General features: G+C 63.4%; 14 protein-coding genes. 7 read left to right on the top strand and 7 right to left on the bottom strand.

Features of this window, described 5'->3' with window-relative positions:
- Window positions 1–37: 37 nt before the first annotated feature.
- From BW09_RS07930 to BW09_RS07910, 5 genes are all read left to right on the top strand, one after another.
- Window positions 38–790 carry an RNA polymerase sigma factor gene (locus BW09_RS07930; protein ID WP_140462976.1) on the top strand — a complete coding sequence of 251 codons (753 nt, stop codon included), beginning with the start codon at window positions 38–40 and terminating at the stop codon, window positions 788–790.
- Window positions 774–2,039 carry a hypothetical protein gene (locus tag BW09_RS07925; protein WP_140462974.1) on the top strand — a complete coding sequence of 422 codons (1,266 nt, stop codon included), beginning with the start codon at window positions 774–776 and terminating at the stop codon, window positions 2,037–2,039. Before BW09_RS07930 ends, BW09_RS07925 begins: the two co-directional genes overlap by 17 nt.
- A gap of 250 nt (window positions 2,040–2,289) precedes the next feature.
- The gene (locus BW09_RS07920; protein WP_081886669.1) at window positions 2,290–3,210 is read left to right on the top strand and encodes an ABC transporter ATP-binding protein; all 921 of its coding nucleotides are present in this window, start codon (window positions 2,290–2,292) and stop codon (window positions 3,208–3,210) included.
- A 1-nt stretch (window position 3,211) separates the two neighbouring features.
- Complete coding sequence (locus BW09_RS07915) at window positions 3,212–4,492, top strand: hypothetical protein (RefSeq protein WP_044089900.1); 1,281 nt, start codon at window positions 3,212–3,214, stop codon at window positions 4,490–4,492.
- A gap of 79 nt (window positions 4,493–4,571) precedes the next feature.
- Window positions 4,572–6,251, top strand: a complete 1,680-nt coding sequence (locus BW09_RS07910) for a hypothetical protein (RefSeq protein WP_044089899.1) — start codon at window positions 4,572–4,574, stop codon at window positions 6,249–6,251.
- 590 nt (window positions 6,252–6,841) lie between these two features.
- Here BW09_RS07910 and BW09_RS07905 read toward each other — a convergent pair.
- The 6 genes from BW09_RS07905 to argS all read right to left on the bottom strand — a co-directional run bounded on the left by BW09_RS07905 (window position 6,842) and on the right by argS (window position 14,242).
- Window positions 6,842–7,939, bottom strand: coding sequence for a homoserine kinase (locus tag BW09_RS07905; RefSeq protein ID WP_044089898.1), 1,098 nt, complete (start codon window positions 7,937–7,939; stop codon window positions 6,842–6,844).
- 252 nt (window positions 7,940–8,191) lie between these two features.
- Window positions 8,192–9,508 (bottom strand): homoserine dehydrogenase, encoded by a 1,317-nt coding sequence (locus BW09_RS07900; protein ID WP_044089896.1) that lies wholly within the window; start codon window positions 9,506–9,508, stop codon window positions 8,192–8,194.
- Window positions 9,509–9,616: 108 nt separating this feature from the next.
- Entirely contained in the window at window positions 9,617–11,257 is a 1,641-nt protein-coding gene (locus BW09_RS07895) for a diaminopimelate decarboxylase (RefSeq protein ID WP_044089895.1), read from the bottom strand.
- A 310-nt stretch (window positions 11,258–11,567) separates the two neighbouring features.
- On the bottom strand, window positions 11,568–11,858 hold the full coding sequence (locus BW09_RS07890; protein WP_044089894.1) for a type II toxin-antitoxin system YafQ family toxin: 291 nt from the start codon (window positions 11,856–11,858) through the stop codon (window positions 11,568–11,570).
- Window positions 11,859–11,860: 2 nt separating this feature from the next.
- Window positions 11,861–12,157, bottom strand: coding sequence for a type II toxin-antitoxin system RelB/DinJ family antitoxin (locus BW09_RS07885; RefSeq protein WP_044089893.1), 297 nt, complete (start codon window positions 12,155–12,157; stop codon window positions 11,861–11,863).
- Between the two features lie 231 nt (window positions 12,158–12,388).
- The gene (gene argS, locus BW09_RS07880) at window positions 12,389–14,242 is read right to left on the bottom strand and encodes an arginine--tRNA ligase (RefSeq protein ID WP_044089890.1); all 1,854 of its coding nucleotides are present in this window, start codon (window positions 14,240–14,242) and stop codon (window positions 12,389–12,391) included.
- A 398-nt stretch (window positions 14,243–14,640) separates the two neighbouring features.
- On the opposite strand from argS, the gene BW09_RS07875 reads away from it, so the two are divergent.
- Both BW09_RS07875 and BW09_RS07870 read left to right on the top strand, forming a co-directional pair.
- Window positions 14,641–15,288, top strand: coding sequence for a TetR/AcrR family transcriptional regulator (locus tag BW09_RS07875; RefSeq protein ID WP_044089889.1), 648 nt, complete (start codon window positions 14,641–14,643; stop codon window positions 15,286–15,288).
- A gap of 208 nt (window positions 15,289–15,496) precedes the next feature.
- Complete coding sequence (locus BW09_RS07870) at window positions 15,497–16,780, top strand: MFS transporter (protein ID WP_044089888.1); 1,284 nt, start codon at window positions 15,497–15,499, stop codon at window positions 16,778–16,780.
- A gap of 73 nt (window positions 16,781–16,853) precedes the next feature.
- Here BW09_RS07870 and murA read toward each other — a convergent pair whose 3' ends face one another.
- Window positions 16,854–18,179, bottom strand: coding sequence for a UDP-N-acetylglucosamine 1-carboxyvinyltransferase (murA, locus tag BW09_RS07865; protein ID WP_044089887.1), 1,326 nt, complete (start codon window positions 18,177–18,179; stop codon window positions 16,854–16,856).
- Window positions 18,180–18,298: the final 119 nt, after the last annotated feature.

The raw sequence follows: 18,298 nt of genomic DNA, 5'->3' as shown, positions 1-18,298 counted from the left end.
CCTGTGAACACAACAACAGAAAGACGGGAAGACGACGATGGGCTGGTTCACGGCGCAACGCGGCAGGACGAAGGGCGACGGCACATCCGCCGCAACACCGTCCGCCAACGGCACCGCGCCGGCCGACTCCGCGGCCTCCACTGCACAGACGTCGTCCGCCGAGAACGCCGCAACCGAACGCCGACTCATCCGCGCAATCGTGCGGCACGGCTCGCGAACCGCAGCCGACCAATTGGTGCGCATGCATTTCGATGACGTGCTCGCCTTCGTCTGGCGCGTGACGGGGGACCGGGAACACGCGCTTGATCTGACCCAGGAGACGATGATCGCGGCGTTACGTTCGCTCGCCGGATACGATCCGGACAAAGCATCGCTGCGCACATGGCTGTATGCCATTGCCTCTCACAAGGTAATCGACGCGAGGCGGGCGAATCGTGTCACCGTCACACCGCTGCCAATGGACGAGACGCTGGACGGCACCGGCACTGTACGCAAAACCCGCATCGACGGCAACCCATCAGGAGCTGCCACGGTGGCGGGCGGCGGGCCGAACCGTACCCGCGATCCGGCCGATATCCAGGCCGACGCCGATCTGCTCGCCCGCATCGATGCCTTTGTAGGACGGTTCGACGCCGGCACACAGGAGATCTTCCATTTGCATACGGCCGCAGGTCTACCGTTTCCGCAAATCGCAGCGGCCCGCGGCGAGCGCACCGAAGCCGTGAAGGCCCGCTATTACCGACTGATCCAAGCGATTCGAAAGGAGTTCGCCGATGAACGAACAAACTGATCGCGCCAATCGAACTGTCCGTTCAATCCCGTCCGATCCAAACGGCCCTGTTGCCGGCAATGCCGAAGCGGCGATGCCGGGTTCCGCCGGTTTCGTCGGCGTCCCGGCAAGCATCTGCGTCAACGACCATGTCCACGGGCGCACCGAAGCGAACGCCGGCAACAGCCTCGACGACATGGAGTCGCGCATCATGCGGGCGATGGCGACACGTGCGAATGCGCCACTCCCCGGCAATGTCGTACATAATCCGGGCGATGGCGGCACCATCGCCCCCGATACCACACTCGCCAACGTTATCGTCGACTCGCCCATGCAACGCGAACAGGCAATTGCGGCCGCGGTCGCAGCCGGCGTACCGAAGCGTGTCACCCTGTGGTCCACACTGGTCGAAGCGCGCAGTTCGCTACGGTTGCGTGACCTGTTCTTCGGTGCATGGGACTGTGTGGCAGTCGCCCTCGTGATGACCGCGACCGTCTGGCTGATTCCACTGATACGTCTGTTCACCAACGCCGCATACGCGCTCGCCCATCCCGGCACCGTCTATACGATGGCGTTTCTGACCGCGCCGTTCCTGTATGAGGCCACGCATCTGCTGGTGCGATTCAAGGAACATGAAAGCCATACCGACGATTTGCTGCGCACCATGCGCTGGTCGTTCACGCGGCTGTGCGCGCTGCGCATGCTGGTGATGGGGGCTGCTGCGGCCACGCTCATCGTGGGCTATGCAGCAGTCGTCAGTGTGCTGGGCGCGCAGGTGGGTCTTGCGAGCGGCGGTGCCGGAGGCAGCATCGGCAGTGGTGTCGGCGGCATCGGCAGTGGTGTCGGCGGTGGTGTCGGCGGAGCGCTCTCCTTCCCCGACGCTACCGGAATCGGACTCGGCAGCGGAGCGGCCAATGCTGGCATGGCCTGGAGTCCGGCCGGCCTGTCGGGCGTCATCCCGGACACATCGGCCGCCCGGTTCTCGCTGCTGACGCTGCTGGGCGTGGCCTTCAGCGCGCTGTTCGTGTTCGGCATCGCACAGCTCGTGGCAGACGTGCACGCCCGCTGGCCGTGGTCGATGATCGCGATACCTGCCCTCTGGGTAGCGCTGTGCGTGGCGCTGCTGGCCTGGCACGACGTACTGGCACCGCTGCTGGCCGGACTGCCGCCAATGGTCGCGCTCATCACCGCTGTGGCGACCGGTGTGGCATATTTCGCGGCAATGGGCCGATTCGTACGGCTCGCACCATCCGTCGCCGAAGCCGCATGATGCCGTAATCCGCTCCCTTCCATATCAGTTCATTCCATCCCACCCCGTTCCCACACCCCAACCCATTCCCATAGCCCATCCCGTTACCCGCCGATTCGCTAGTGGTCCGTTTCGTAATTGGTTGAGTGGTGATGGCCCCCTCTGACGAGGGGGCTGGCAGCGAAGCTGACTGGGGGAGAGAAAAAGCTGAATCCCTCAATTATTTCTGACACAGACCACTAGTGTCCCGCGTCTCCTGAAAGGAATCGCAATGCTTACCGTTGACAACGTATCCAAGAAGCTCTCCGGCAAAACCATCCTGCACGACATCAATCTCGAGTTCGACCACGGCGTCTACGGCCTGCTTGCTCCGAACGGCGCGGGCAAGACCACGCTGATGAAGCTCATGACCACGTTGCTGTTCCCCGATTCCGGCTCGATTCGGCTGGACGGCGAAGACATCGTGACGCTCGGCGAGCGCTATCGCGGCCAAATCGGATATTTGCCGCAGGATTTCGGCTACTACCCCGGCTACACGCCTCGTCAGTTCCTGCGCTATATCGCCGCGTTGCAGGGCATGCCCAGGCATGGATTGGACGCGCGCATCGATGCGCTGCTGGACATGGTGGGCCTGTCCGAGGCCGCCAACAAGCGGATGCGCACGTTCTCGGGCGGCATGATCCAGCGCGTCGGCATCGCACAGGCGCTCGTACACGACCCGCGCATCCTGATTCTCGACGAGCCTACCGCCGGACTCGACCCCAAGGAGCGTGTGCGTTTCCGCAACATCATCCATTCGCTCGCCGCCGATCGTATCGTGATTCTCTCCACCCATATCGTCTCCGATTTGGAAACGATTGCAGGCCACATCGTGATGCTGCGCGACGGCACGGTGTACACGAATGCCTCGCCCGCCGACATCTGCTCGTCCATGGAGGGCAGGATCTACGAGGTGGCGGCGGGGACGCCCCTCGCCGAAGGCCAGCGGTTGCTTTCGGAGGTGCAGTACGGAGGCGAAACCAGACTGCGCATCTACTCGGAGGAACCCCTTTCCGGGGGTGCAAACGCGCCCGGCATCAACGCGACTTCGGCTGGTCTGTCTCCGACCGGGTTGGCCGCCGGTACAGCAATCGCCCCGGTCATGGTCGCCCCGAACCTCGAGGACGCCTTCCTCGTCATCTATGGAGGCTGACATGGCCACCCACCTGCAACCGCTACGATTCACCAGCGGCGAGCTTGTCAAGATTGCGCGGCTCCCGCTGGTATGGGCAGTCATCGTCCTGTGCGCGCTGGTGAATCTGCTGATGGCCACGGCGGCCACTCCCGCGAATACCGTCGCGCGATATAACTACGCGAGCGCCGTCGCCGTGGCCATCGGCGGCAAAGTCGGACCCGAGTTCGACCGGGCACTCACGCTGATCGGTCCGTCCGGCAGCGCTGCATCACCCCGCGACGCCGCACAATCCGACACGGAAACCGTCCGCGATGCCAAACCGACCAGCCCCGTCATCATCGCGCGGATTCCCAAGAATTCAACGATGACCGCAGACGAACTGCACCGGCAGCTGGCCGCGGTCACACGCGGCGCCACGAACACGCTCGCCGGCTACGACGCCACGGCCACGCGCGACGCGATGCTCGCGCAGGTCGCCGGCGACCCGGCCGCCACATGGCTGATGCAGCGCAAATACGATGCCTACGCCGCTCGCGTGGCCCATCTGGCGAACACCGGCGCGGCGTTGGACCTGGCGGCCGGCTCGGCCACCGACCCAACGTTGAACCATTGGACGAATATGACCGGCTACCTGTTCTTCGAGACGTGCACGTTGGCGGTGCTGCTCATGGCGTTGGCGCTCGGCTACGAGCGTACGGCGGGCACCGAGCAACTCATGATGGCCACGCGCGTCGGACGACGACTCGTCGCACCAAAAATCGCGGCGGGCCTGATCGCCTCGACAATCGCGTACCTGCTGCTCGTGGCGGCAATCGTCATACCGTATCTCATGGTGTTCGACGTGCGCGGCGTATGGAGCGCGAGTGTGGCGAGCCAGTTCAACACGGTGTTCGGACAGCGTCCGTTCGTCACATGGTGGGATCTGACCATCGGCCAGTACCTGTTCGTGCGACTGGCGCTGGGGCTGGCGATCACGCTGTGCTTCGCGCTGTTCACGGCGACTCTCGGGCTGCTGATGCGCAACACGTTCGCGGTGGCTGGATGCGTGGGCATCACCGTGATACTGGTCATCGGCATTATAGGCGCGGCACATGCGGCAGGACTGCCGTGGGGCGCGTGGATCGGCGGGTTCAACCCGGTGGGTGTGCTGCTGCTGCGCGAGCAATGGTTCACCGAACTTGGCTTGGACGCGCCCACCGCCTTCTGGGAGACCGGCGTGACCGCCTGCTCGCTCGTGTATCTCACGGCCGCATTGGCTGCGGCACGGCGTGCGTTCGACCACAGAGATCTGATTGCCTGAACCGCCATCATCGCCTACAGGACATCATCACCTACAAGGTCACATGCACAACACTCGCAATACTTGCAAAGGAGTCATCATGACACTGTTCGCCGCGGAAATGCGCAAAATCTGGCGCCCGATTCCAGTTTTGATGCTCATGGCCATGGGCGCGCTCTGGGCGTTCGTCGGCATCATGCCCGCCTATCAGGCCTTTACGGAAACCGAGCGCAGCGTGGGTTTCCTGCCGCTCAATCTGACCAGCGAGCGCCGGCTCGTCACACGCTACGGACCGCTCACCGACCAGTCCACCATCGACCGGATGAAGGCGGACATCCCACGTCTGGAGCAACAGGCCACACGCGACATCCAAGCGCATCCGGCCGAGGCGAAGACGCTCGGCATCACTGATTTCGCCGGCTACAAACACTGGTATAACGCAATCGCCGACCAGACGTTCTACCCTACCGATGCACCCAACACCATTCCGGAGGGGCGCACGGCGACCGGCGCGGACACTGCCGAGAGCGCCGCCATCAGAGAAGCCAGGAAGAAAACCGACCCAACCGCGACCATGACCGAGGCGGAGCAAGCGGCGATGTACGAGGCCGAGCGCACGCTGTCCAATGGTTCCGAAGCGCTGCAGGATCTGCATAACATCGCACTGCTGATGCAGCACTTCCCCATCACCCAGTCCGATGCACAACGCAATCTCGACAATTCGGTCGCGATGCTGCGCTCCACCGCACACACCGACCATCCGGTCACGCCGTTGCAGCAGCAGTTTGAGCGGGACTATCGAACGGCGGCGGCAAACGGCTGGGATGACACCGTTTCCGGTGGATGCGTGGCCACGGACGTCACCGGCAAGACCGTGACCAATGAGACCGGTGGCGAGGAGAACGCCCCGATGGACGGGGCCGACGCGACCGACACAACCGGCTCATCCGGCAGCACAGGCGACGCCCAGCTTGGCGAGGGCTGCGATTCGGCCGATGCCTCGCTGGGGTCATCGTCATATCGGGTTCCCGGCACGATGCCGTCATCGGTGACCGACCGACTGGCGCGCTACGCCGCGCATCCCGGACAATCCAGCTACATCGCGTACAACATCGTGGAGAACACATGGGCGTATGCCTTCGCGATTGCGGTCTTTATGGTGATCGCCTCCGCCGCGCTCACCATACCGGTGATGGTCCGCGATCGCGGACGGCGCATGACCCAGCTGCAGTGGGCGTCGCGTTCCGGACGGTCCGGACGGCGAGTGCGCGTGGTGGCCGTGGCGGCGAGTTCCCTGCTCGTCAGCGTGCTGACGTTGACGGCGTTCGGCCTGCCGCTAGCAGTGTTGTTACGCGATTTTCTTGGCACGCCGGTGCTGAATCTCAACACGAATGTCAGCATGGGCGGAGTCTCGTTCGAGATGCCCTTCGGTGTGCCGATCGTACCGTGGGCCTATTGGACGCTCGGACAGTATCTGGCAATCATCGGCGCAACCATCGTGGTGCTGGCCCTGGCCACGACGATGGCGGGCGCGTGGCTGTGCCGTTCGACGGGCTCCATCATCCGCATGCTGCTGATCATGGTGCCGCTGCTGGCGTTGGTACTGCTGCCGGCGCAATTCGTCTACTTCCAGAACATGTTCCTGATGGGCAACTGGCTGACGAACCGCCTGACCATGCCCGGATTGGAATTCTGGATGCCGTTGGCCGCGCTGACGCTGGCTGTGGCGGCGTGGGTGGTCTCCACGATTCGGCTTCGCCGCCGGGAGCTACTGCGTTAGATAGGTTTCCGACCGATTTCCGATCGAGCCGCGGAAGCTCGACAACTTCCGCATAACAGTTCTGGACATATACGTGTCGCCAACAGTGCAAGCGACAGGATTCTGGGCATATACCTACCAGTTATTCTGGGCATATACGTGTCATAAGCAAGGTTCTGGGCATATTCCTACCACGAAAACAGTCAAATTGGGAGCCTCGTGGTAGTCATATGCCCAGAACCCACTGAGAAGGTCGCTTCGTGGTAGGGATATGCCCAGAACCCACTGGGACGATCACTGTAGTGAGCTGAGTTTACTGATGCTGACGACGTTCAGTGCCATGCCGAGCGCACAATCAGAGGAAACACCAACAGACAATGCCGCAACTGGCTGTATGTTCGCGCCTGAACCATGGGCTCGCGAACTTACAGCCCTTTCTCGCATCCAAACAGGCTGTATGTTCGCAGCAGTGTCGTGCAGACGCGAACATACAGCCAGTTGCTCGACAACGACCATGCAAAATGTGCCTGCCGATGTGCCTACATCCGCCAAAACGGAACAGCAGGCACATCGGCAGGCACATTAGAAACGATCGAGATGCAATCTGGCCGCTATCGCCGCTCGATTTCGACGCCGGCGGTGTTGATGGGCAGGTGAAGCACACGCCAGTGGCCGGAGGCCAGCTGATTGACGGCCACCTGGTCGATGGCCTCGCGGGCGTCGCCGTAGTGCAGCACGAGCACGCACGGGCCGGCACCGGAGACGGCGGCGGCATAGCCTTTGGAGCGGAACAGCGCGATGAGTTCGGTGGACGGCGGCATGAGCGGCGCACGGTACGGCTGATGCAGACGGTCCTGCGTCGCGGTGAACAGCAGCGCGTTAGCCTGAGCGGCCGCGGCGGCGAATGCGGCGGCGCTCACCGGCGCGTTCGCGGCAGCTGCAGCAACACCGGCATCACCGCCGAGCGCATCGGCACCGCCTTGTGCCGCAGCCTGGGCGAGCACCACCGGGTTCATCGCAGCGGGCAGCAGTCCCACGCGGGAGACATTGTATACGGCGTCCTTGTGCGGCAGTTCCTTGGGCAGCGCCTGACGGGCCTTTTCGGTGGACAGCTCATAATCAGGCACGAACACGGCAGCTGTGATGGCCGGATCGACCGGATAGTTGACGGTGTGGAAGCTGCCGTGCAGCGGCTCGCCACCGGGGATGGCCACCGAGCCGACGCCTTCAGCCGTGGCGAAGTCCCACGAGACCGTCAGCCCGCCGAAGACGGCCGGCGCCACGTTGTCCGGATGGCCCTCGATCTGGGCGGCCATGTCGAAAATGGCCGGACGATTAAGGTCGCCGGGCTGCGCAAAGGCGGCCGCCGCCGCGATGCCGGCCACGATGGCCTCGGCGGAGGATCCCATGCCGCGCGCCTGCGGGATGTTGTTGGTGGCCTCAAGCGTGAAACCGAGCCGCCCCAGACCGAAGGTGGCGCAGGCTCGACGGAAGGTGGAGACCACCAAATGCGTCTCGTCGCGCGGCAGCGTGTCCTCGCCCTCGCCGTGGATGAACACATGGGCCACGCCGTCGGACGGGTCGGGGTTGAGCGTGAAGGTGAGCTCGTCGTGGTAGTCGAGCGCGAGGCCGACGGTGTCGAAGCCGGAGCCCAGATTGGCGGACGTGGCCGGCACGCGCACCTTGACCTGTGTGCAAATGGGATTCATATAGCTTCCTCTGTGATTGGCTCCCTCTGATGAGGGGGCTGTCTAGTGTGAACGCGGCTGAGGGAGAGACCACCCTACCATGCTTTTCTCTCCCTCAGTCGGCTTCGCCGCCAGCTCCCTCATCAGAGGGAGCCGTTGATGCGGATACTCCTCAAACCGATAAACCGCCAAGCCAACTCCCCCACCAGAGGAAGCCGTTGATGCGGGAGCCCCTCAAATCGATGCATCAGAGGGAGATGGCATTCATACCGATCAGTCCAGCACGCGCAGGATGGACGGCTCGCCGGTCACGAAGTCGAGGGCCTGCACGGCCTTGACGGTCGCGCGCAACGTGTCCTCGTCGGTCAGATGGGTCACCACGCGCAGCTGCTGGATTTCGCCGTCGTAGCCGGGGTCGGTCAGCGTGGGCTTCAGGTCCTGGTTCACGCCGTTGATGGAGACGCCGTTCTTGGCGAACTCGGTGGCGATGGCGGCCAGCACGCCCGGCTTGTCGTGGATGAGGAAGCGCACGGCGAAGGCTGCCTTGGAGGCGCTGACGGGGGCCTTGGGCAGGTTCTTGTACAGCGGAATGGACGGGCCGGTGCAGCCTGCGGCGATGTGACGGGCTTCGGTGACCACGTCGCCCACCACGGCGGAGGCGGTCGGCGCGCCGCCGGCGCCGCGGCCGTAGAACATGAGGTCGTCGGCGGCCTCGGCCTTGACGAAGATCGCGTTGAACGAGCCGTGCACAGAGGCGAGCGGATGAGACTCGGGCAGCAGCGCCGGGTAGACGCGGGCGGAGACGCCGGCCTCGCCGTTTTCGACGACCGCGAGCAGCTTGATGACCTTGCCTTCGGCGGTGGCAGCTGCGATGTCGTCGGCGGTGATCTTGGTGATGCCCTCGACGGACACGTCGTCGATGGTCACTGGCGTGTGGAAGCCGAGGGTGGCCATGATGGCGGCCTTGTTGGCGGCGTCGTAGCCCTCGATGTCGCCGGTCGGGTCGGCCTCGGCGTAGCCCTTGGCCTGCGCGTCCTTGAGCACATCCTCGAACTGGAGGCCCTTGGTGGTCATCTCATCGAGGATGTAGTTGGTGGTGCCGTTGACGATGCCGAGCATGCTGGTCACCTTGTCGCCCACGAGGGACTCGCGCAGCGGGCGCAGGAACGGGATCGCGCCGCCCACAGCCGCCTCAAAGTAGATGTCGACGCCCTTGGCCTCGGCGGCGGCGTAGATCTCCGGGCCGTACTTGGCCAGCAGCGCCTTGTTGGCGGTCACGACGGATGCGCCAGATTCGATGGCGGCGAGCACGAACTTGCGGGCCACGGTGGTGCCGCCGATGAGCTCGATGACGATGTCCGAGTTGGTGGCCACGCTCATGGTGTCCGTGGTGACAATGGACTGGTCGATCCACGGGAACTTCTCGGTTTCCTTGGGGTCCAGGCAGGCCACGCCGGTCAGTTCGATCGGGCGGCCGATGCGGGCGGAAAGCTCATCCTTCTGCTCGACGATCAGACGGGCGGTCTGCGAACCGACCGTGCCGGCACCCAACAGGCCTACGCGAATCGGGGTTCCATTCAGTTCTGCCACTTTACCATTCCTTCCAAATACAAGCTTGATTTCCCATTGTTATTGTACGGATTGATTCCTACAGCGACCGGGGACTGTCCATTCGTCCGCCGGCGTCATCAGCGGATGTCACTCGCTGACGTCGAGGTCCAGCAGGTCGTCGATCGTCTGACGGCGCAGCATCACATGCGCCCCGATCTCGCTGACAGCCACGACGGCCGGAATAAGCGCCTGGTTGTAGTTGCTCGCCATCGTGCGGCCGTAGGCGCCGGTGACCGGCACGGCAAGGATGTCGCCGCGCCGCAAATCGGCGGGCAGCCTCACCTCATGCACCACGATGTCGCCGGACTCGCAGTGCATGCCGCAGACGCGCGCAAGCATCGTCTCGGCAGAGCCCGCCCGGTTCGCCAGTCGCGCGGTGTAATCGGCGCCGTACAGGGCTGGGCGGATGTTGTCGGACATGCCGCCATCAACCGACACATACACGCGTTCGCTGATCGGGTTGCCTTCGGCATCCTTCGGCGCACGGTCGCCGTCGCCGCTCAGGTGCACATGCTTGATGGTGCCCACGCGGTACAGAGTCACGCCTGCGGGGGCGACGATATAACGCCCCGGCTCGAACGAAATCGCGGGAGCCGGCATGCCGAGCGCACGATTGGTCTCGCCCACAGCCTTGGCCAAGCGGCCCAGCTCCACGTCGATGTCCATCGAATCCTCGCCATCCGTGTAGGCTACGGAGTAACCGCCGCCGAGGTCGATCTCCGGCAGGGTGAACGCATCGGTGGCGTACAAGGTCTTGCGCAGCAGCATCATGCGCTTGCCGGCCTGGATGAACGCGTCCGCATCATGGATGTTGGAGCCGATGTGCGAGTGCGCGCCCACGAGCTCCAACACATCCTGATTGGCGAGGATGGTCTTCAGCACGGCGATGGCCGGACCGTCCGCGATGGCGGTCATCGCCTCGGCGAGCGCCTTGTCCTTGTCTGAAACCTGTTCGTGGCTCAAATCGTATGGGTAGCGAAGATTGTATTGCAGCTGACGTTCGCCCTTATGTCCAACTTCCACACCGCCGTCCGCAGCGCTTGCGGCACTGTCCGCAGCAGCAGCAGTCGCTTCGGCGAATCGCGCATTGGTTACTGCCGGAGTGACGTCCGCGAGATTCTTGAGCGCGGTATCCAGTACGGCGGCATTCGCATTGGCCGGCAGCAGCGGTACGCCGAACTTCTGGTCCTCGTGCGCTGTGGAGATGTATTCATGCCCGCCCGCGTGCACGCCGACGGTGACGCGCAGCATCACACGGGCGCGCTTGCCGAGACGACGCGCGATGGCCGCGATACGCTCGGGTTCCCCGGGCTCGTCAACGACGATCTTGGCGAAGCCCTGTTCGATGGCAAGCTCGATTTCGGCGTCGGACTTGTTGTTGCCGTGCAGCACCAGACGACGGCCGGGTGCACCGGCGGCGAGGGCGATGCGCATCTCCCCCATCGTGCAGGTGTCCACGTACATGCCGGCGTCGAGCACGAGCCGCACGATCTCCTTGGAGAGGAACGCCTTACCGGCGAAGCTCACGTGCGTGGTGGAGTTGTTGAATGCGGCGGCCGCGGCGCGCACAAAGTGCCGGGCGCGCTCATTGACCTCGTCGGTGTCGATGAGATAGAGCGGCGAGCCAAACTCGTCCAGCAGCGATTCGGCCGTACGGCCGTGGAATTCAATGGCTCCGGTGGCCGGGTCCACGGCCGAAGCGGCGGGCCAGATATGGGTGATAGGCATGGTGTCTCCTTGGATGTCCCTTGATGTCGTTCGACGTCTGCTGGCGCTTACAGGCGTCTGCAGAGGCGTATGGCCCTGATTGCAGCAGCGTTTTCAGACTGGTCTGGCTACCACTGTGCCACATCGGTGTGCACAGTGCCGCCGGATATTCCATTGTGCGGGTCGTGCGGCACCATCCGACCTGCAATGTGTGCGACTCGACGGCCCGAGCACGCGCGGTCCGCTGCTGCCCTCAGGTCTGCTTTTCATCAGGTCTGCCGTCCTCAGGCCCCGGCCGCTCAGCGGCCGATTATCCAGCGACTCTGAACCGTCAGCTGAAGAGTTCGTCGTGGGAGCCGGTGCGCTGGAAGATGGCGAGATCGTCGGTGGTGCACCAGATAAGCAGCCAGTCGCCGGCGTTGGCGATATGGCATTCGTTGGAGCCCTTCCACTCTCCGGACAGCGTGTGCATGTTGTGGCGGCGTTTCAGCTCCTCGATGGATTCGACGGTGTCGTCAAGGATGAGCCTGACCACCTGTCGCAAAGGAGCAGTATCAATCCGCTTTTTCCTCAGACGTTTGATATCCCTATTGAATCGAGGCGTGTATTCAGGTTCCAGCATAATCAAATTCCCAAACTGGCGAACATATCATCAGCCGTCTTGAAATCATGCGTCCGGCCGTTCTTGATGATCTCCTGCGTTTCGCGGATGGCTTCGCGGCTTTCCTCGTTCGGCTTCTCCGATTCAAAGGTCAGTGGAATGCTGCGGGTGCGGGCCATCTGCGTCCAGAATGCACGCGTAGCGGAGGCGAGGGTGAGCCCGTACTCCTCGGCCACTTCCGACGCCTGGGCGATCACCTGTTTGCTCGCCCTGATGGCCTTGGATTCCGTCGCATTCGGGGAAGTCGTCACTGCGGTCATGGCAATCCTCCTTAAATTCCAATGAACATACAGCCATATGTGCACAGTTGTGGCTAATATTACCACATCAGCACCACGGTAGTGCACAAACCGGTGAACGATGTGCAAGCAAACCGCAAACCGCAATCGGTAAACAGCAGCAGAAAAACATGAGGCAGCCCCATAATCGGGACTGCCTCATTCGTCATATACGTCGCGAGCGTCGCGAAATACAGCGATGGCCGAAGGCCATCACATCTTTTCCGGCGCAGAAACACCGAGCAGGTCGAGGCCAGCGGCGATCACGTCGCGGACGGCGTCGTTGAGCTTGAGACGGGCGGCGGCGCGCGCCGGCTCCGGGTTCTTGGCGATTTCGAGGGCCTTGCGGGCCTCCTCGTCGCCGCGGACCTCCGGGTCGGTCAACGGCATCGGCACCACGCGTTCCACGTTGTACCACTTGTGGTAGGCGGCGGCCAGATCCTCAAGGTAATGCGCCACGCGATGCGGGGCGCGCGCGTCGCCCGCCAAGGTCAGCAGCGCCGGCCACTGGGCGATCGCGGCGAGCACTTCGCCGTCCGCCTCGGTGTCCAGCAGGGACAGATCGGCACCGTCATACGAGATGCCGGCGGCCTCGGCGTTGCGGTCCACGTTGCAGGAGCGGGCGTGCGCGTACTGCACGTAGTAAACCGGGTTGTCGTTGGAATGGGAGGCCAGCAGGTTGAGGTCGATGTCCACCGGCGAGTTGTAGTCGGTGCGGGCCAGCGAGTAGCGGGATGCGTCCACGCCGATGGCCTCGACCAGGTCGTCGATGGTGACGACGTTGCCGGCGCGCTTCGACATGCGCACGGCCTTGCCGTCCTTGAGCACATTGACCAGCTGACCGATGAGGATCTGCATGTTCTCGCCCGGCTTGTCGCCGAAGGCCGCGCACATGGCCATCATGCGGCCGATGTAGCCGTGGTGGTCGGCGCCGAGCATGTAGATGGCGATGTCGGCCGGGGCGGACGGCTTGCCGTCGCGGTGGCGCTTGTTCCAGTAGTAGGCGATATCGGCGGCGAAGTATGCGAATTCGCCGTTGGACTTGATGATCACTCGGTCCTTGTCGTCACCGTGCTTGGTGGACTCGAACCAGGTGGCACCGTCCTTCTCGTAGATGTCGCCGCGTTCGCGCAGCTCTTCGATGGCACGCGTCACCTCGCCATCCTGATACAGGCTGTTCTCGTGGAACCAGACGTCGAAGTGCACGCGGAAGTCCTTCATGGACTTGCGGATCTCGTCGAACATCATCGGTACGGCGCGCTTGCGGAACTCCTCACGCAGCTCCGAATCGGATTCGCCGACCGGCTCGCCGTCGGCGTTGAGGCCTTGGTCCTCATGCTGGAGGGCGGTCAGGTCCACGCCGTCCGCCTTGGCCTCGTCCTGTACGCGGCGGGCGATCTCGTCGATATAGGCGCCCTTGTACCCATCGAACGGGGTTTCGGTCTGGTAGCCGGCCTCGCCGAGGTTGTTGGCGCGGGCCCATGCGGCCACCAGCGACTTGGCGAAGCGGTTGATCTGCTCACCGTGGTCGTTGAAGTAGTATTCGCGCACGACTTTGGCGCCGTTGGCTTCGAGCACGCGGGCCATCGAGTCGCCGGTGGCTGCCCAGCGGGTGCCGCCGATGTGGATCGGGCCGGTGGGGTTGGCGGAGACGAATTCGAGGTTCAGGGTCTTGCCGGCAAGGTGTTCGTTGCGACCGAACGTGGAGATGCCGCGTTCGTCCTTCACGGCGGCCAGCACCTGATCGACCACGGCGGCGGCCGAAGCGGAGTCAAGGGTGATGTTGATGAAGCCGGGGCCGGCCACTTCCACGGATTTGACGCCATCCGCCTCGGTGAGTTCGGCGGCGAACGGCTCAGCCAGGTCGCGCGGCTTCATACCGGCCTTCTTGGCCAGCTGCATGGCGATGTTGGAGGCCCAGTCGCCGTGCGCGCGATCCTTCGGGCGCATGACGGCGAGCTTGTCGACCGGCGGGATCAGATCGTCGGTCAGTTGGCCGGCTTTGCCCTCGGCAACCAGGTTGTGGGCAATCTTGGAAATCAGTTCACTTAAGGCTTCAGGACTCATTCTTCCAAGGATACCGGCCGCACCGACGTTTGCAGACTCCTCGCCTATGACTTCGCCTTCTCATTCGCGACCGGCCTGTGGCACTTGTGGCTGCGACTGCGGATTCGCATGGATCCCCATGGACTCCCACGCATCACATTGGAGCGGAATAGGACCGTGGACGCACATCCGTGGCGATACATACCGCCCGAACTCCGCCAACAACAACCATCGCTTTTCCGCAGGGACCCGCCGAACCCCTATACATACCGACCGTCGGTATGTATAGTGCGAGCCAGCACTCGACAATCACAAGGTTTCCCTCCCTAGACGCAAATGCCGGCAGCACCCCATCGGCGGAATTCGGGGAAATCGAAAGATTGGGGAAACGACGGAAGTCCTTCAGGAAGGAGGAGCACATGGCACGCAACGCGCATCCGGAGGTGACCGAGCGCCGCATCCTTGAAGCGGCGCGTGATCTGTTCGTCGAGAAGGGATACGAAAAGACCACTGTCCAGAACATCGTGGACCGGCTCGGCGACCTCTCCAAAGGAGCGATCTACCATCATTTCAAATCCAAGGAAGCGATTCTGGACCGGCTGAACAGCGCCGATTGGGATTACAGCCAGGGACTCCGCGACCAAATCATGGCCCGAGAAGACCTCACCGGACTCGACAAGCTGCGGGCATTGTTCACCCTCGCCGTCAGCAACACGGAGCACAACAAGCTCAATCAAGCAGCGCTGCCGATGCTCAACGACCCGGTCTGCCTGGCCAACAACATGCATTTCTGGACCGCCGATCTGCCGGAGCATTGGCTGCCCATAATCGAGCAGGGCGTTGCGGATGGTTCGATTCCCACCGAATACCCGCGCGAAGCCGCCGAACTCATCGCCCTGCTCACCAATTACTGGCTACTGCCCATGTTCTATCCTGCATCGTCCGCCTCACTGCGGCATCGCGTCCAGTGCATCGCCGCGATGATGAGCGCCATAGGCGTGCCGGTGTTCGACGACAAGCTGATCGAACAAACCACTGATTTCTACGCATCGTTCGACAGTGAATAATCATCTACCGTTGCGGCGGCGGCTTCGCTACGGCTGCAACCGTCGCAAGCGTTGCGACCAACCACCGATCCCAATCCCGCAGCCGTAACCGACCAATGCATTCGTCACACCAGCTGTATCCGCCACATATAGCCATAAGCCAACAAATCACCGACTCCACCCCATCCCACCGATGAGGAATCATCTCAGGCACCATAAGGAATCATTTATGGCATCGCAATCCTCGCAATCACCACAACCTCAGCAATCACCACAACCTCAACGATCACCGCTGCTCAGCCGCGACTTCATACTGCTCGTTGCCGGACAGGGCATCTCAGTGTTCGGCAACCTGATGCTGCGCTTCGCCATGTCGATGTGGGTGTTGGACGAAACCGGCTCGGCCACGGTGTTCGGATCGATCCTGGCGGTCTCCGTCGTGCCGATGATCGTTCTCTCTCCGTTCGGCGGCGTTCTGGCCGACCGCATGAACCGCCGTACCATCATGGTGGCGCTCGATGCGCTTTCCGGCGTATTGGTGCTGGCGAGCGCCCTGGTGTTCGCAGCCATCGGGTTCAACATCGCGGCCATCGCCGTGATGCAGGTGCTGCTCGCTGTGCTCGGCGCGTTCGAGACGCCCACCGTGCAGGCCGCGCTCCCCCAGATGTTCCGCCAACACGGTCAGGCCACCATGCGTCAGGCGATGGCCGTGGTCAATCAGGTGCAGCAAATCGGTTCGTTGCTGCCGAGCTTCCTCGGAGGCGTGTTGTATGCGATGTTCGGCATCCGTTTGATGATGATCATCACCATCGTGAGTTTCGCCGCGGCCGCCGCGCTCGAATGCCTCATCCGTCTCGCCGCGCCCGACCGCGGCGATGAGGCGCTGCCGACACCTATAGAGGATTTCAAGGCAGGCATCCGCTTCCTTGTCAAGGACCGGCCGAACGTGTTCCAGCTGCTGCTGTTCGCCGCAGCGCTGAACTTCCTCGTCATCGGATACTCTGCGGTCGGCTTCCCCTACACGATCCGCACGGTGCTCGGTTTCGACGCGACCGTCTATGGCGTGGCCGACGGACTGGTGGGCGTCGCCGGCGTGGCCGGCGCGTTTACCGCCGGGTTGTTCGCCGCCAAGCTCACGATGCGGCATTTCCCGCTGGCGTTGTTCCTGTTTTCGCTGACCGTGGTGCCTCAGGCAGTGGTATTCATGATTCCGGCGAGCGCATGGGCCAGATTGCTCGTGCTGGTGATCTTCACCTGCTGCACGATGATCGCCTGCTGCTTCACCAATCTCATCGCGATTCCGACGATCCAGATGAGCACGCCGGAATCCATGACCGGCAAGGTGATGGCCATGACCGCCGCCATTTCGATGTGCGCCCAACCACTTGGCCAGATGGCGTACGGATGGGCCTACGACCGCTTCCCGGTGGCTGCCGTGCTTGCCGCCACCGCTATCGGTTCAGCCGTACTCATCGTGCTGATGGTGCCGCTGTCCGGGAAATTCGGCGACTGACGCGGCCTGAGACTCGCTGCCTGAGACGCCCATCGACTATTTCGAATCAAAGCCGAACTGCCCGCCGGCACCGTCAGTCGAAGTCGGCGCCGAGGGCTGCGAGCTTGCCGCGGAAGTCGGCGTAGCCGCGGTCGATCAGGCTGATGCCCTGCACGTTGGAGGGGCCCTTGGCCGCGAGGGCCGCGATCAGGTGGCTGAAGCCGCCGCGCAGATCGGGCACGTCGATGTCGCGGCCGGTCAGCGGGGTGGGTCCGAAGATCACGGCGGAATGCTTGTAGTTGCGCTGCTGGAAACGGCAGGGCAGGGAACCCAAGCACTCGCGGTACAGCTGGATGGTCGCGCCCATCTGCACGAGCGGCTTGGTGAAACCGAACCGGTTCTCGTACACGGTCTCATGCACGATGCTCAGGCCGTTCGCCTGGGTCAGCGCCACGACCAGCGGCTGCTGCCAGTCGGTCATGAAGCCCGGATGCACGTCGGTCTCGATGGCCACGGGCTTCAGATCGCCGCCCGGATGCCAGAAACGGATGCCCGTGTCGGTCACGTCGAACTCGCCGCCGACCTTGCGGAACACGTTGAGGAAGGTCATCATCTCCGGCTGCGTGGCGCCCTTGACGAAGATGTCGCCATGCGTGGCGAGCGCGGCCGCGGCCCAGGAGGCCGCCTCGATGCGGTCGGTGAGCGACGTGTGCGTGAAGCCCTTGAGCTCCCTGACGCCCTCGATGCGGAACGTGCGGTCCACATCCACCGAGATCACCGCGCCCATCTTCTGCAGGACGGCCACCAGATCCATGATCTCCGGCTCGATGGCCGCGCCGGACAACTCGGTCTTGCCCTCGGCCAGCACGGCCGCCAGCAGCGTCTGCTCGGTGGCGCCCACGGACGGGTACGGCAGGTGGATCTTCGCGCCATGCAGGCCGTCCGGCGCGGTGATGTGGATGCCGTCCTCATGCTCCTTGTCCACCGTGGCGCCGAGCTTGCGCAGGGTCTCCAGATGGAAGTCGATCGGACGGCCCCCGATCGCGCAACCGCCGAGCGCCGGGATGAACGCCTCGCCCAGACGGTGCACCAACGGGCCCGAGAACAGGATCGGGATACGCGAGGAGCCGGACAGCGTGTCCACGTCCGCCACATCCGCCAACTGCACATGCGAGGCGTCGATGGTCACCACACCGTTCGCGCCGTCCACATCCACGCTCACGCCATGCAGCCGCAGCAGGTCCGAGACCACGTGCACGTCACGGATCTCGGGCACGTTCCTGAGCACCGACCTGCCCGGAGCGAGCAGCGCGGCCACCATGGCCTTGCTCACGAAGTTCTTCGCGCCACGGACCTTGATGGTACCGTTCAGCGGCTTGCCGCCCTCAACATGCAGCACATCATTCGTATTCTCAGCCACGCCATTCTCCTATATATACGGTCTGCGGTTCAAACGCTATCGTCCAGTTTGCCATAACCCATGTGCGCACTCGGTGAAATGCGCTTGGAGCCGAACGCCTCCGCGCCGCGGGTCCTTTG

The organism is Bifidobacterium sp. UTCIF-1 (genome assembly GCF_006408915.1).
Lineage (GTDB): Bacteria > Actinomycetota > Actinomycetes > Actinomycetales > Bifidobacteriaceae > Bifidobacterium > Bifidobacterium reuteri.
This window is presented reverse-complemented; position numbering and strand designations above follow the sequence as displayed.